The following is a 14,350-nucleotide window of genomic DNA, read 5'->3' as shown; positions in this document are numbered from 1 at the left end:
GCCGAGCTGGCCGAGCACGCCCGGTTCGCCGTCGCGGCCGACTGCAAGGTCTACTTCTGCGACCCGCACTCACCGTGGCAGCGCGGCACCAACGAGAACACCAACGGCCTGATCCGCGAGTTCTTCCCCAAAGGCATCGACTTCACCACYGTCACCGACGAACGCGTCGCCCACGTCGAACACCTGCTCAACACCCGACCCCGAGCCACCCTCGGCTTCCACACCCCCGCCGTTAGGCTCAACGAACTACTCACCGTTGCGCAGACGACTTGAGACCGCCCTTCACTCGAGTGCCCACTTCCCGACGGGCTCGCCGCGTGGGGAACTGAGCACTCGACGGGCAGCTCCACTCGAGTGCCCACTTCTCGAGGGCCACCTTCACTCGAGTTCCCACTTCCCGACGGGCCGCGGCGTGGGGAACTGAGCACTCGACGGGCAGCTTCACTCGAGTGCCCACTTCGCGACGGGCGCCCGCGTCGGGAACTGCGCACTCGACGGGGAGGGTGGGTCAGGCGTCGGGGTAGCCGGTGGGGTTGGCGCTCTGCCACCGCCACGTGTCGACGCACATGTCGTCGATGGTGCGGGTCGCGCGCCAGCCCAGCTCCGAGTTGGCCTTGGCCGGGTCGGCGAACGACACGGCGACGTCGCCGGCGCGCCGGCCGACGACGCGGTAGGGCAGCTCGCGGCCCACGGCCCGCTCGAACGCGTGCAGCATCTCGAGGACGGTGGTGCCGTGGCCGGTGCCGAGGTTCCACACGCCGACCGGCTCCTCCATCGTGCCGAGCTTCGTCAGCGCGGCGAGGTGTCCCGCGGCCAGGTCCTCGACGTGGATGTAGTCCCGGGCGCCCGTCCCGTCCGCCGTCGGGTAGTCGTCGCCGTAGACCTGGAGGTACTCGCGGCGGCCGACCGCGACCTGCGAGATGTAGGGCACGAGGTTGTTGGGGATGCCCTGCGGGTCCTCGCCCATGGTGCCGCTGGCGTGGGCGCCGACCGGGTTGAAGTAGCGCAGCAGGGCGAAGCGCATGGTCGGGTCGGCCGCGGCCACGTCGCGCAGGATCTGCTCCTGCATGACCTTGGTCCAGCCGTAGGGGTTGGTCGCCGAGGTCGTGCGGTCCTCGGTGGCGGCCTCCTGGTTGGTGCCGTAGACCGTGGCGGACGAGCTGAAGACCAGCTTGTCGACGCCGTGGCGGCGCATGGCGCGCACGAGGGAGAAGGTCGAGCCGAGGTTGTTCTCGTAGTACTCGAGGGGCAGCTCGACGCTCTCCCCGACGGCCTTGAGCCCGGCGAAGTGGATCACGGCGTCGATCTTCTCGGTGGCGAAGAGGTGCTCGGTCTTGTCGTGGTCGGTCAGGTCGAAGGCGTGCACGGGCAGGTGCGTGCCGGTCAGCGCCTCGAGACGGTTGACCACCGTCGGCTTGCTGTTGGCGAAGTTGTCGACGATGAGCACGTCGTGCCCGGCGGCGATGAGCTGGACCACGGTGTGCGAGCCGATGTAGCCGGCTCCGCCGCTGACGAGTACGCGCATGGCGCCACCCTATCGACTCGGGTCCGCCGCCCGGGAGCGGCTCAGACGACGGTCAGCCCGGCGATCGCGGCGAGGTAGAGCGCGAGGGGCGCCACGACGAGGACGGCCGACACGGCATACATCCCCGCGGCGACGACGGGGACCGGCAGCCCCGCGATGTGCTCGGCATCGAGCAACCCGATGCGTGCCGTGGCGACCCGGGTGCTGTCGGCCATCGCCATGGCGCCCGCAGGCTTCGGACCGCCCGCCATGGCGACGATCGCCCGCCCCGTGCTGACCGGGCCGGCCCGCCGGACGGCGGCGCGGTCGGCGAGCACCTCGATGAGCAGGAGCACCTCCCGGAGTGCCGCATCACAGCGCAGGAAGCCGGGGACCGCCTCGTGCACGACGGTGAAGAACTCGACGATGAGGTCGTGCCGCGCACTGAGGTGGGCGCGCTCGTGGGCCAGGACCGCCGAGAGCTCGTCGGGTCCGAGCCGGTCGAGGGTGCCCTGCGTCAGGACGACGCGACGGCGTACGCCCGGGACGCAGTAGGCGGTCGGGGTCGTGTGCTCGAGGACGCGCATGTGCCGGTCGGCGCCCTCACCAGGGACGCCGAGCAGGTCGACGAGATCCCGGTGGCGGCGGCGTGCGGCACGCAGGTTGCGGCCGACGCGGTCGCCCGAGAGCAGCAGGCGCACCGCGACGAGCCCGCTGAGTGCGGCGGCGACGACCACCACGACCCAGTGCTCCGACAGCCGCACCTGACGGCCGACCAGCAGGGGGATCGCCGCCGGCGCGGCGAGCAGCGCGGCGAGCACGGCGGCGACCGCCGTGGCCTGCCAGAGCACCAGCGCGGACCGGGGGGCGCGGCGCAACGACGTGGCCCGGGCCAGGGCGCGCGGCACCGGCCACGCGAGCAGGACCGCGAGGACGACGAGGGCCGCGACGACAAGCACGGCTCAGGTGGGGCGGCGTCCGGCCACGTGATCGGCCATCAGCCGGCGCGCTCGGGTCGGCGGGCCTCGAGCGCGGCCAGGGCCGCCTTGAGCTCGTCGATCTCCTCGGCCGTCGACTCGTCGAGGAAGTGCAGCAGGGCGGTGCGGCGCTTGTCGCCGGCCAGCTCGCTGAGCGTGTGGTGCAGCGTCTCCGACGTCAGCTCGGCCCGGGTCGACGCGGCGGTGTAGCGCCAGGCGCGGCCGTCGCGCTCACGGTGGACGAGCTCCTTCTTCGCCATCCGGTCCAGCACGGTCATGAGGGTCGTGTAGGCGAGTCCGCGCTCGACCCCGATCGCGTCATGGACCTCGCGCACCGTCCGGCCCTCGGGGTGGGCGTCGGCGGTGGTCCAGAGCTCTTCCATGACGGCGCGCTCGAGGTCGCCGAGACGGTTTCGCGGAGTGGTGGGCATGGCGGGTCCAATCTACCGACGTGGCGGGTCGGCTTCGTGCGTGCGGTCGCCCAGGTGGGCATCCGGTCCTGCGGTGGTGTTCGCCATCGTCCCCGATGGCTGGCGCCGCACCTCGACGACACGGTCGAACAGCTCGGCTCCGTCGTCGCGGTGGGTCACCATGATGATCGTCTGCGCGGGCGTGTCGGTGCCCGCCACCTGTGTCGTACCCGGCGCGGCACCACCTCGGATCAGGTCCTCGACGACGGCGCGGGCCGTCGGCGGGTCGAGGTGTGCGACGGGCTCGTCGAGGAGCACGACGGGGCGCCCGCTGACGTGGGCGCGGGCGATGCCGAGCCGGGCGCGCTCACCCCCGGAGAGGCCGCGGCCGGTGGAGCCGAGCGTCGTGTCGAGCCCGTCGGGCAGGCTCTCGAGCAGGGGCGCGAGGCCCGCGGCGCGCAGGGCGCGCTCCATCGCTGCGCCGTCCGCGCCGGGCCGGGCGAGCGCGAGGTTGCCCCGCAGCGTCGTCGCGAAGACGTGGGTCTCGTCGTCGACGACGGCGATGCGCGAGCGGGTCTCCTCGAGGGGCTGCTCGAGCGCGTCGGTGCCGTCGAACCGGTAGGTGCCACCCGACGGGTCGAGGTGGCGGGCGAGCACGGCGAGCAGGGTCGACTTGCCGCTGCCGTTGGGGCCGGTGACCGCGATGCGGCTGCCGGCCGGCACGTCCAGGTCTGTCGCCGTGAGGTCGGTGCGCGCGCCCGTCCACGAGGCCGTGAGCCCGCGAGTCTCGACGTCACTGCGGGCGTATGCCGTGTGCCAGGGCCGGGTGCCCGACGCGTCGACGTCCGCATGGCCGGGGATGCCGGAGTGGGTGTCGGCAACCGCCGGCGCGAGGTCGAGCAGGGCGTCGATGCGGTGCTCGCTGCCCCGGGCCCGGGCCAGGGCGCGCATGGCGTCGACGAGCGGGGTGATGGCTTCGGTGACCGCGACCGGCGTGAGCACGAGGAGCGCCTTGACGGGGGTCGAGACGGCGAGGTCCTGGGCGATGACCGCGGTCACCGCGACGGCTGAGCCCACGGCGACGAGGAAGAGGGCGGATGCGGCCGCGCGGCCGGCGCTGATGCGCCGCGTGGCCCGGTCGAGCGCGGCGTGGGCGTCGTGCAGCCAGCCGAGCGCCGTGTGCCAGCCGCCGACGGCACGCAGCTCACCGGCCTGGCTCGACATGAGCTCGCTGACGCGCATCACCTCGGCGCGGGCAGCGAGCAGCTCTGGGAGGGAACGGGACTCGAGTCGAACGGCCAACGCGCTGATGAGGCACACGACGAGCCCGAGCCCCAGCATGACGAGGCCCACGGGGGGAGCGAGCACCATCGTCAGGGCGATGACGATGCCGCCGGCGACGGCCGTCGAGATGACCGGGACCGTGACCCGGACCTGGGCGTCGACGACGTCGGTGAGGTCGTCGACGACCCCGGTGAGCACGTCGGATCGACGGCGTCGTCCGAGGCGGGCCGGAGTGAGTGGGATGAGGGCCTCGTAGGCCGACGTCCGGCGCTCGGCGAGAAGCGCGAGGGCAGCGTCGTGGCTCGTGAGCCGTTCCCAGTAGCGGAACACGGGTCGCGCCATGCCGAAGGCGCGGACGGCGACGATCGCGGTGAGCAGCGTGAGGATCACCGGGTGCTCGGACGCTCGGACGATGAGCCAGCCCGATGTCGCGGTGAGGGCCATGCCGGCGGCGGTCGCGATGCCACCGAGCAAGCCGCCGTGGACCGTGCCGGCAGAGGGCCACCAGACCCGCCGGGTGGGGCTGATCATCGTGAGGCCTCCTCTCGGGAGCTGCTGAGGACGAGGTGGTGGTCGGCGTGGGCGAGCAGCTCGTCGCGGTGGGTGACGGCGACGACAACACGGCGCTCGGCGAGCTCGGCGACGAGAGCAGCGATGTGCTCGGCGCCCTCGGGGTCGAGGTGGGCGGTGGGCTCGTCGAGGAGCAGGAGGGTCTCGGGCGCGAGCCAGGCACGGGCCAGGGCGAGACGCTGGCGCTGCCCGGCGGACAGGCCGAAGCCGTCGTCGCCCAGGTCGGCGGACAGGCCACCGGGCAGGGCGGCGACGACACCGTCGACCTCGACCGCGCGCAGGGCCTCCCAGAGCTGGTCGTCGGTGGCCGGATGGCCGATCGTCAGCGCCGAACGCACGGTCCCGGTCGCGAGGAACGGCCGCTGTGTCACGTAGTGCGAGGCCGGCGCCTCGACCGTGCCGGCCGTCGGCCGACGCAGTCCGGCTGCCAGGTCGAGCAGCGTCGACTTGCCGACGCCGGACGGGCCGGTCACGACCGTGAGCCCGGGGCCGGCCACGAGGTCGAGGTCACGGATGACGGGGGCCGGCGACCCGGCATCCGCGTAGGAGACGGCGCGCAGCCGCACCTCCCCGACACGTCCAGCGTCCTTCCCCGACGGGGAGCTGGAAGAGAGGTCGGAGGGAGCGGGTTCCAGCTGGGCGAGGATGGCGTCGAGGGCCACGGCGCCGTCGGCGGCGGCGTGGTACTCCGCTCCGACCCGGCGCACCGGCCAGTAGGCCTCGGGGGCGAGCAGGATCGCGACGAGCGCCGGACCAAGGGCCATCGACCCGGTGGACAGGCGCAGGCCGACCGTCACCGCGACGAGTGCGACCGAGATCGTCGCGAGCAGCTCGAGCGCGGCCGACGACAGGAACGCGATGCGCAGCGTCTCCATCGTGGCGCGGCGGTGCCGGTCGCTGACCTCACGGACCGTCGAGACCTGCCGCCGGGCGCGCCCGTAGGCGACGAGCGTCGGCAGGCCGCGGACGACGTCGAGGAAGTGGCCCGAGAGCGCCGCCAGTGCCGACCACCGCCGATCGGTCGACTCGGCGGTCGCCTTGCCGATGAGGGCGGCGAAGACGGGCAGGAGCGGCAGGGTGAGCGCCACGACGAGAGCGCTCGGCCAGTCGACGACGACGAGCGTCGCGATGGCGAGAGCCGGCACGACGGCGGCGGTCACGAGTGTCGGGAGGAAGCGGGCGGCATAGGGCTCCACGGCTGCCGTGCCCGCGGTCGCGAGCGAGACGGCGGCGCCGGGCTCGAGGCGGTCGTCCGCGTCGACGGTGCCCCAGCGACCCAAGAGCGAGGCTCGCAGCGCCGACGACACGGAGACGCCGGCCCACGCGGCCACCCGCTCCGTCACCGCAGCGAGCACGGCCCGCACCGCGAAGAGCCCGAGCAGCCAGGCGAGGGGAGTGGCGAGGTCACGCCCCTCGACGACGGCCACGACGACCGCCGACAGTGCGAAGGCCGTCGCGATCGTCGTCAGGCCGCTCACGATGCCGGCGGCGGCGAGGACGACGACCGGCCTCCGGGCGGCCGGGACCACCCGGAGGAGTCGTGGGTCGAAGGGCTTCACGGGGTCCGTGCTCTCTCGAGTGTCGGTGATGGTGTGTCGCGAGTCAGTGCGGGACCTTCTCGAGGGGCGCGTCCTCGGGAATGTGCTTGACCGTCAAGCGCTTCCGGAAGACCCAGTACGTCCAGCTCTGGTAGATCAGGACGATCGGCGTGAAGATCAGCGCGACGATCGTCATGACCTTGAGCGTGTAGTCGGTGCTCGACGCGTTGTGGATCGTCAGGTTCCAGGCCGGGTTCGTCGAGCTCGGCATGACGTTGGGGAAGAGCACGAGGAAGTACGTCGCGACCGCCATGGCGATGGTGACGGCCGTGCCGATGAACGCCCATCCCTCGCGCCCGGCCCGGTTGGCTGCGAGCCCCCCGAGGAGCGCGACGGCCGCGACCACGGTGGTCACCCACGAGGCGAGCTTGCCGTCGGTGAGGCCGATCCAGACGAGCAGGACGACCGCGAGCGCCGCGGCGACGACCCCGACGCGCTCGGCGATCCGGCGCGCCTCGTGACGGATCTTGCCGTCGGTCTTGAGCGCCACGAAGACCGCGCCGTGCGTGAGGAAGAGCGCCACGAAGACGAGTCCGCCGAGCAGGCCGGCCGGGTTGAGCAGCGTGAAGAGGTTGCCGGTGTACTCCTTGTTCGCGTCGATCGGCACGCCGCGCACGATGTTCGTCAGCGCGACACCCCAGAGCAGCGCGGGCACGAGCGAGCCCCAGAAGATCGCCAGGTCCCAGCGCGCCTTCCACCGTGCCTCGGGCCGCTTGTGGCGGTACTCGAAGCCGAGGTTGCGCACGATGAGGGCGACGAGGATGAGCAGCAGCGGCAGGTAGAAACCGCTGAACAGCGTTGCGTACCAGTGCGGGAAGGCCGCGAAGGTCGCACCGCCGGCGGTCAGCACCCACACCTCGTTGCCGTCCCACACCGGGCCGATCGTGTTGAGCAGGACGCGGCGGCGCTTCTCGGCGTCGACGGCGTCGGAGGCGTAGCGCTTGCCGCCGAGCACGGGCATCAGCATGCCGACGCCGAAGTCGAAGCCCTCGAGGACGAGGTACCCCGTCCAGAGGACGCCGATGACGATGAACCAGAAGGTGGCGAGATCCATTGCAGCTCAGCCCCTCTCAGTAGGCGAAGACGAGGGGTGCGTCCTCGTCCCGGTCGGCGGGGTTCTGCGGCTCCTCAAAGGGCTCGGCCCCCTTGCGGACGTAGTGCAGGAAGAGCTTGATCTCGACGACGGCCAGCGCCCCGTAGAGGAGCGTGAAGACGACCATCGAGGTGATGACCTCGCCCATCGAGACGTTCGGCGAGACCCCGTTGGCGGTCGTCATGAGGCCGAAGACGAGCCAGGGCTGGCGGCCGACCTCGGTGAAGATCCAGCCGAAGCTGTTGGCGAAGACGGGCAGGAGCGGAGCGGCCACGGCGGCATACGCCAGCCACCTCGACGTCGGGGTGCGCCCCTTGCGGGTCAGCCACAGGACGGCGAGCGCGATGAGCGCCGTCACGACGCCCAGCCCGATCATGAGACGGAACGACCAGTAGGTGGTCGGGATGTTGGGGACGTAGGCGGTGATGGTGTCGGCGACGCGAGGGTTGCCGCTCGCCCCGTAGGTCTGGGCGTACGCGGCCTTGAGGTCGTTGATGCCCTTCACCGCGCCCTTGAAGTCCCCGGTCGCGAGGAAGCTGAGCAGGCCGGGGACCTCGATGATGGCGTTGGCGTGCGAGCCGTCGAGCGAGCCGACCGTCAGCACCGAGAAGGGCGCTCCGACACCCCCGGGCACGGAGCCGTAGAGCGCCTCGGCCGCCGCCATCTTCATCGGCTGGACCTCGGTCATGATCTTGCCCTGCGCGTCGCCGGAGATGACGACGCCGACGGCCGCGACGAGCGTGAAGACCGCGGCGATCCGGGTCGCCCGGCGGTACAGCGGTGCGTCGGTGCGGGCAACCTCCTGCGCATCGTCAGCGGCGCGCTTGGCCTCGCGGCGCATCAGCCACAGCGCGACGCCCATGACGACGCCGGCGCCCGCCATGTACGCCGAGAAGATGACGTGCGGGAAGGTGACGAGCTGGACCTTGTTGGTCAGCACCGCGAAGAAGTCGGTGAGCTCGGCGCGGCCGCTCGCCTTGTTGTACGTGTAGCCGACCGGGTGCTGCATGAAGGAGTTGGCGGCGAGGATGAAGTAGGCCGACAGCACCGTCCCGATGTGCACCAGCCACATCGTCCCCGCGTGCAGCTTCTCCGGCAGCCGGCCCCAGCCGAAGATCCACAGGCCGAGGAAGGTCGACTCGAGGAAGAAGGCGAGCAGCGCCTCGATGGCGAGGGGCGCACCGAAGATGTCGCCGACGAAGCGCGAGTAGTCGCTCCAGTTCATGCCGAACTGGAACTCCTGCACGATGCCCGTCACGAGCCCGAGCGCGAAGTTGATGAGGAAGAGCTTGCCGAAGAACTTCGCCAGCCTCATCCACTGCGGGTTGTGCGTGCGCACCCAGGCGGTGTGGAAGACGGCGACGATGAGGGACATGCCGATCGTGATCGGCACGAAGAGGAAGTGGTACACGGTGGTGATGGCGAACTGCCACCGGGCCAGGTCCGTTGCATCCATGAGGGCTCCGCAAGGGGTCAGCACCAAAACTACATGACGTAGTAGATGCTAGCGGCTGGTCCGAGGACCGACCCCGCAGGTGTCCAGCGTTGGAGCGTGACGCCGCTCACGCGCGGGTCGGCGTTGACAGCGCCGCGCCCCGCTGCCTTACTTCCCGGGTGACCGAACTCGACGTCGTCGTCGACCCCGCCTCCCGGGAGGCCCCCTTCGAGCAGGTGCGCTCGCAGGTCGAGGCGCTGATCCGCTCGGGCCGGCTCGTGCCCGGCGACCGGCTCCCGACGGTCCGGGCGCTCGCCGTCGATCTCGGCCTCGCGGCCAACACGGTCGCCCGCGCCTTCAAGGAGCTCGAGGCCGCTGGGCTCGTCGAGACGCGCGGCCGGGCCGGCACGGTGGTCGCCTCGGGGGAGCACGCTGCCGAGGCGGCGCTCGCGGTGCTCGCCGAGCGGTTCGTGGCGGCGGCCCGCCAGGCGGGTGTGGGCGATGCCGCAGCCGTCGAGATCGTCCGTCGCGCCCAGCGCGGGGCCTGACAGCCGACCCGAGCGGAGGCCGTATGCCGGGTCGCCGCGTCAGGCGTGCCGGTGCAGCGGGTGCAGGATGCGCGAGACGGCGATGCGGTGCGATCGGTCGCGTTGGGGCCGAGGTGACGGTGCTGGGGTCGGCTCGGGACCCGCTGGCAGATCCGACACAGGTCCGGACTCATGGACGGACTGCTGGGCAGCCGCAGACTTCACGGCCCAGGCGCCGGCGAGGCGGGCTGCGTGTGGAGGGATGCCCATGACGTGCTCCTTGTGCGGCGGGAAGGGGGTGCTGATCGCTCCCACAGCTCAGAGCGGGGTGGTGTCCTGCTGATACCTCGCCCCTCGCCGGCGGTTCCTGCCGAGGTAGTCCCGTGTGTGCACTTCGTGTTGTCAGGACAACGAGAGGTGCACACGCGGGCGAGGCTCACGCGCGCTCAGTCGACGAGGTCGATGTCCCAGTGCTCGTCGGGACGCAGGCTGGGTGCCGTCCACGCCGGGTCCGGCCGCCACCGCGTCCACTCGTCGTCGAACGGCCAGTCGCCGCGCGCGAAGGACGCCCGCCCGTGCTCACCGTTGAGCCGGATCGCCCGGGCCTGCCCGGCCGTCACCCGCCCCTGCTCGACGGCCGCCTCGAGCTCGTCGGAGTCCTTGACGTTGATCGTCCCGTCGGTCTCGATCCACAGGTCGAGCACGTGGTCGCCGGTGAAGGTCTCGTGCCCGGCACGCTGGTGGGCCGTCTCGAGGTTGACGTACCAGCCGCCGAACTCCCAGCTGTCGTGCGCGGCCGGGTCCGCCGGGTCGTGCTCCTCCGGGACGTCCCAGAAGAGCCACACGGACCAGGGGGCGTCGGCCGGCGCGATCCGCAGGATGCCGGCTCCGCGCCACCGTGTCCGGGCCTGGACGCGCTGGGCGTCCCGGAGGAACCGCTCACCCATCGGCACGTCACGCAGGTCCGAGCCGTCGGCATACCTCTTCGTCAGCTGGACGGTGCCCGGTGCCAGCCAGGCGACGAGGCCGCGCTCGTCGTCGCGGACGACACGCATCGGTGAGGTGTTCTCGGGGCCTCCGCTGCGCCACCCGTGGTCCCGATAGCGCCACATGACGACGTCACCGACCCCGAGGAAGGGCGCGACGCCGAGCGGTCGTGCACCCTCCGGCACCGTCACGGGATACGGCGCGAGCACCGGCCCGTCGATCGGCGGCGAGGCATCGGGCATCGGCAGGACCTCCGGCATCCGGACACCCTACGGGCTGCCTCAACGGGTCGGGGTCACCTTCGCGATGGCGATGCGGCGGCCGGCCTTCTGCTCGTACGGGGCGAAGCTCGGGTAGGTGCTGACGAAGTCGTGCCAAGCCGCCTCACGGGCGGCACCGGCCAGCACCTCGACCGAGACCGGCATCTGCTGGCGGCCCACCTGGATGGTGGCCGTGGGAGTCGCGCGCAGGTTGCGGATCCACTGCGGCTCCTTCGGCTGCCCTCCCGCCGTCGCGGCGAGGTAGTAGGCGCCGTCGCGCTCCACGTACGCGACCGGCACCGTGTGCAGCTGCCCGGCGCTGCGTCCGGGAGCCGTGAGCAGCAGGACGGGGCTGCCGCCACGGGCCCGGCCGCCGATCCGCCCGCCGGTGTGTCGGTAGGTCCAGGTGGCGCCCGCGTTCCCCGCCCGCCACAGTCGTCGAGTCATCGTGCCCATGCTCATCCCTCACTCGGTCCGCAGGCCCCCTGTGGTCCGAGTCAAGCACTCTGCGACGGCTCGCGTCAGCCCTTGCCGCGCTCGTCGACGATGCGACGGGCCTTGCCGATCGAGCGCTCGATCGAGCCGGGGTCGCGCACCTCGACGCGGCAGGTCGTGCCGATGTGGGTCTTGATCGCGTGCTGGAGGGTGCGGGCGATCTCGTCGGCGGCGCCGGCCTCCAGGCGCGTCAGCGGCTCGACGAGCACCGTCAGCTCGACCATCCGGCCGGGCTGGGTCAGGACGCACTGGAAGTAGGGCGACAGCCGCGGCTCGGCGAGCACGTGCTCCTCGATCTGGGTCGGAAAGACGTTGACGCCGCGGATGATCATCATGTCGTCGGTGCGCCCGGTGATCTTCTCCATCCGGCGCATCGACGGGACGGCCGTGCCGGGGAGCAGGCGCGTCAGGTCTCGGGTGCGGTAGCGGATCACCGGCATCGCCTCCTTCGTCAGCGACGTGAAGACGAGCTCGCCGACCTCGCCGTCGGGCAGGACCTCCTCGGTGATCGGGTCGATGACCTCGGGGTAGAAGTGGTCCTCCCAGATGTGCAGCCCGTCCTTCGTCGTCGCGGCCTCCTGCGCGACGCCGGGGCCCATGACCTCCGAGAGGCCGTAGATGTCGACGGCGTCCATGCCGGTGCGGCGCTCGATCTCCTGGCGCATCGACTCGGTCCACGGCTCGGCGCCGAAGATCCCGACCTCGAGGCTCGTGCCGGCAGGGTCGATGCCCTCGCGCTCCATCTGGTCGAGCAGGCTGAGGAAGTAGCTCGGCGTCACCATGATCACCCGCGGCCGGAAGTCCTGGATGAGCTGGACCTGGCGCTCGGTCATGCCGCCGCTGACCGGCACGACGGTCGCACCGAGCCGCTCGACGCCGTAGTGGGCTCCGAGACCGCCGGTGAACAGGCCGTAGCCGTAGGCGACGTGGACGATGTCGCCGGGACGGCCGCCGGCGAGCCGGATCGAGCGGGCCATGAGGTCGGCCCACGTGTCGATGTCGGCCTTGGTGTAGCCCACCACGGTGGGACGTCCCGTGGTCCCGGAGCTCGCGTGCACGCGTACGACCTGCTCCCGCGGGACGGCGAACATCCCGAAGGGGTAGTTGGCCCGCAGGTCCGCCTTGGTCGTGAATGGCATACGACTCACGTCGTCGAGCGACCGCAGGTCATCGGGATGGAAACCCTTGGCGTCAAAGGCATCGCGATAGTGCGAGACGTTGTCGTATGCCGTCCGCACCACCCGTCGCAGACGCTCGAGCTGCAGGTCGCGCAGCTCACCCACCTCGAGGGTGGGGATCTCGTGGTCGGGGAGTGCCGGTCGGCTCGAGGGTGACTCCGTCGTCATGGGCCCATTCTGCCCACGCCCGCTGCGGCTGCGTCTGCGGCTCAGGGTTTCTGGGCGTCGGTCGTCTCTTCCTCGTCCTCGGTGCGCATCCGCGCGAGGAACGACTTGGTGCGCTCGTGCTGCGGATTGCGGATGACGTCCTTCGGCTTGCCCTCCTCGACGACGACACCGCCGTCCATGAAGACGACGTGGTCGGCGACGTCACGGGCGAAGCCCATCTCGTGCGTCACGACGATCATCGTCATGCCCTGCTGGGCGAGGTCGCGCATGACGCGCAGCACCTCGCCGACGAGCTCGGGGTCGAGGGCCGAGGTGGGCTCGTCGAAGAGCATCAGCTTCGGGTCCATCGCCAGGGCCCGCGCGATCGCCACCCGCTGCTGCTGGCCGCCCGAGAGCTGCGCCGGGTAGGCGTCCGGCTTGTCGCCGAGGCCCACCTGCTCGAGCAGCTGGACGGCACGCTCGCGTGCGTGCTTCCTGTCGACGCCCTTGACCTGCACCGGCGCCTCGGCGACGTTCTGCAGAGCCGTCATGTGCGGGAAGAGGTTGAACCGCTGGAACACCATGCCGATGTCGCGACGCTGCGCCGCCACCTGCTTGTCGGTGAGGTGGTGCAGGTGGCCGTCCTTCTCGCGGTAGCCGACGAGGTCGCCGTCGACCCAGATGCGGCCACCGTCGATCGCCTCGAGCTGGTTGATGCACCGGAGAAGGGTCGTCTTGCCCGAGCCGGAGGGACCGAGGAGGACGACCACCTGGCCGCGACGGACGTCGAGGTCGATCCCCTTGAGCACCTCGGTGCCGTGGAAGCTCTTCATGACGTTGACGGCGCGGACCAGGGGCTGCTCTCCCTCGGTGCGAGAGCGGTCGACGGCCATGGTGCTGCTGGTCGCGACGTCCATCGGGGTGTTCGTGGTGTCGGACATCAGGCGCCTCCCGCCCCGGCCGGCCGCGCGAAGCGTTTGTTGGGGGCCCCGGTGCCGAAGCCGCGGCCGAAGCGCTTCTCCAGGAAGTACTGGCCGACCATGAGCACCGACCCGACGATGAGGTACCACGCGGTGACGGCCACGAACGCCGGCATGATGAGCAGCGTCCGGTTGCCGATCGCGCTCGTCTGGTAGAAGAGCTCGGTGATGACGGGGATCGCCGAGAGCAGCGAGGTGTCCTTGACCATGGCGATCGTCTCGTTGCCGGTGGGCGGCACGATGACGCGCATCGCCTGGGGAAGCACGACCCGGCGCATCGCCTTGCCCCGGCTCATGCCGAGCGCGGCAGCCGCCTCGGCCTGGCCCTGGTCGACGGACAGGATGCCGGCCCTGGCGATCTCGGCCATGTAGGCGGCCTCGGAGAGGCCCAGGCCGATGATGCCGGCGAGCAGCGTGCTCGAGAACTGGTTGACGTTGAGGGTGAAGAACGTGAAGTCGCTCGACAGTCCCATGAACGAGGCGAGCTGCTGGCCGAACGGGACGCCGAAATCGACTTTGTTGTAGAGGAATCCGACGCCGCTGCCGATCATCGCGAGCAGGACCAGGCGCGGGATCCCGCGGAAGAACCACGTGTAGACGAACGAGACTCCGCGCAGCACCGGGTTGTGCGACAGGCGGAGCACGGCGATGATGACGCCGCCGACGATGCCGATCGCCATCGAGCCGACGGTGCCGATGATGGTGCCCTTCCAGAGCCCCTCGATCACCGGGGTCTGCTGCATGATCTCGAGCGCCTTGGAGAAGTCCCAGCGCGGGTTGGTCACGAACGAGCTGATCATCATCCCGATGAGCAGGATGATCACGGCAAGGGCGACCCACCGGCCCGGGTGGCGCACCGGCCGGGCGTGGATGACGCCGGGGCGCTCTGACGTCGCGTCGGTCAT

14 protein-coding genes are annotated in these 14,350 nt (G+C 71.3%); 2 read left to right on the top strand and 12 right to left on the bottom strand.

Annotated features, from left to right (window positions below):
- A partial coding sequence (locus AB4030_RS12050) for an IS30 family transposase (protein WP_442279456.1) occupies positions 1 to 273 on the top strand: 273 nt, incomplete at its 5' end.
- 235 nt (positions 274 to 508) lie between these two features.
- Here the strand turns inward: AB4030_RS12050 and galE are convergent.
- The 7 genes from galE to AB4030_RS12015 are packed head-to-tail and all read right to left on the bottom strand — an operon-like array spanning position 509 to position 8,892.
- Positions 509 to 1,525 carry a UDP-glucose 4-epimerase GalE gene (galE, locus tag AB4030_RS12045; protein WP_442279455.1) on the bottom strand — a complete coding sequence of 339 codons (1,017 nt, stop codon included), beginning with the start codon at positions 1,523 to 1,525 and terminating at the stop codon, positions 509 to 511.
- Positions 1,526 to 1,566: 41 nt separating this feature from the next.
- A complete protein-coding gene (locus AB4030_RS12040) occupies positions 1,567 to 2,463 on the bottom strand; it encodes a M56 family metallopeptidase (protein WP_442279454.1) in 897 nt (298 codons plus the stop codon).
- 38 nt (positions 2,464 to 2,501) lie between these two features.
- The gene (locus AB4030_RS12035; protein ID WP_442279453.1) at positions 2,502 to 2,912 is read right to left on the bottom strand and encodes a BlaI/MecI/CopY family transcriptional regulator; all 411 of its coding nucleotides are present in this window, start codon (positions 2,910 to 2,912) and stop codon (positions 2,502 to 2,504) included.
- Between the two features lie 12 nt (positions 2,913 to 2,924).
- Positions 2,925 to 4,706, bottom strand: coding sequence for a thiol reductant ABC exporter subunit CydC (gene cydC, locus AB4030_RS12030; RefSeq protein ID WP_442279452.1), 1,782 nt, complete (start codon positions 4,704 to 4,706; stop codon positions 2,925 to 2,927).
- Positions 4,703 to 6,304, bottom strand: a complete 1,602-nt coding sequence (cydD, locus tag AB4030_RS12025; RefSeq protein ID WP_442279451.1) for a thiol reductant ABC exporter subunit CydD — start codon at positions 6,302 to 6,304, stop codon at positions 4,703 to 4,705. Before cydD ends, cydC begins: the two co-directional genes overlap by 4 nt.
- Positions 6,305 to 6,347: 43 nt before the next feature.
- Entirely contained in the window at positions 6,348 to 7,397 is a 1,050-nt protein-coding gene (gene cydB, locus AB4030_RS12020) for a cytochrome d ubiquinol oxidase subunit II (protein ID WP_442279450.1), read from the bottom strand.
- A gap of 16 nt (positions 7,398 to 7,413) precedes the next feature.
- Positions 7,414 to 8,892 carry a cytochrome ubiquinol oxidase subunit I gene (locus AB4030_RS12015; protein ID WP_442279449.1) on the bottom strand — a complete coding sequence of 493 codons (1,479 nt, stop codon included), beginning with the start codon at positions 8,890 to 8,892 and terminating at the stop codon, positions 7,414 to 7,416.
- 158 nt (positions 8,893 to 9,050) lie between these two features.
- Here AB4030_RS12015 and AB4030_RS12010 point away from each other — a divergent pair, with 158 nt between their 5' ends.
- On the top strand, positions 9,051 to 9,419 hold the full coding sequence (locus tag AB4030_RS12010) for a GntR family transcriptional regulator (RefSeq protein ID WP_442279448.1): 369 nt from the start codon (positions 9,051 to 9,053) through the stop codon (positions 9,417 to 9,419).
- Between the two features lie 425 nt (positions 9,420 to 9,844).
- Here AB4030_RS12010 and AB4030_RS12005 read toward each other — a convergent pair whose 3' ends face one another.
- The 5 genes from AB4030_RS12005 to AB4030_RS11985 form a co-directional block, all read right to left on the bottom strand.
- Positions 9,845 to 10,645, bottom strand: a complete 801-nt coding sequence (locus AB4030_RS12005; RefSeq protein WP_442279447.1) for a DUF402 domain-containing protein — start codon at positions 10,643 to 10,645, stop codon at positions 9,845 to 9,847.
- 21 nt (positions 10,646 to 10,666) lie between these two features.
- Positions 10,667 to 11,092, bottom strand: coding sequence for a nitroreductase/quinone reductase family protein (locus AB4030_RS12000; RefSeq protein ID WP_442279446.1), 426 nt, complete (start codon positions 11,090 to 11,092; stop codon positions 10,667 to 10,669).
- Positions 11,093 to 11,166: 74 nt separating this feature from the next.
- Entirely contained in the window at positions 11,167 to 12,486 is a 1,320-nt protein-coding gene (paaK, locus tag AB4030_RS11995) for a phenylacetate--CoA ligase PaaK (RefSeq protein ID WP_442279445.1), read from the bottom strand.
- 41 nt (positions 12,487 to 12,527) lie between these two features.
- Positions 12,528 to 13,358 carry an amino acid ABC transporter ATP-binding protein gene (locus AB4030_RS11990; RefSeq protein ID WP_442279461.1) on the bottom strand — a complete coding sequence of 277 codons (831 nt, stop codon included), beginning with the start codon at positions 13,356 to 13,358 and terminating at the stop codon, positions 12,528 to 12,530.
- Positions 13,359 to 13,405: 47 nt separating this feature from the next.
- The gene (locus AB4030_RS11985; RefSeq protein WP_442279444.1) at positions 13,406 to 14,350 is read right to left on the bottom strand and encodes an amino acid ABC transporter permease; all 945 of its coding nucleotides are present in this window, start codon (positions 14,348 to 14,350) and stop codon (positions 13,406 to 13,408) included.

This window comes from Terrabacter sp. 2YAF2 (genome assembly GCF_052114705.1).
GTDB lineage: Bacteria > Actinomycetota > Actinomycetes > Actinomycetales > Dermatophilaceae > Terrabacter.
Note: the sequence above shows the minus strand (reverse complement) of the source record. Positions and strands in the feature narration are given on the sequence as shown.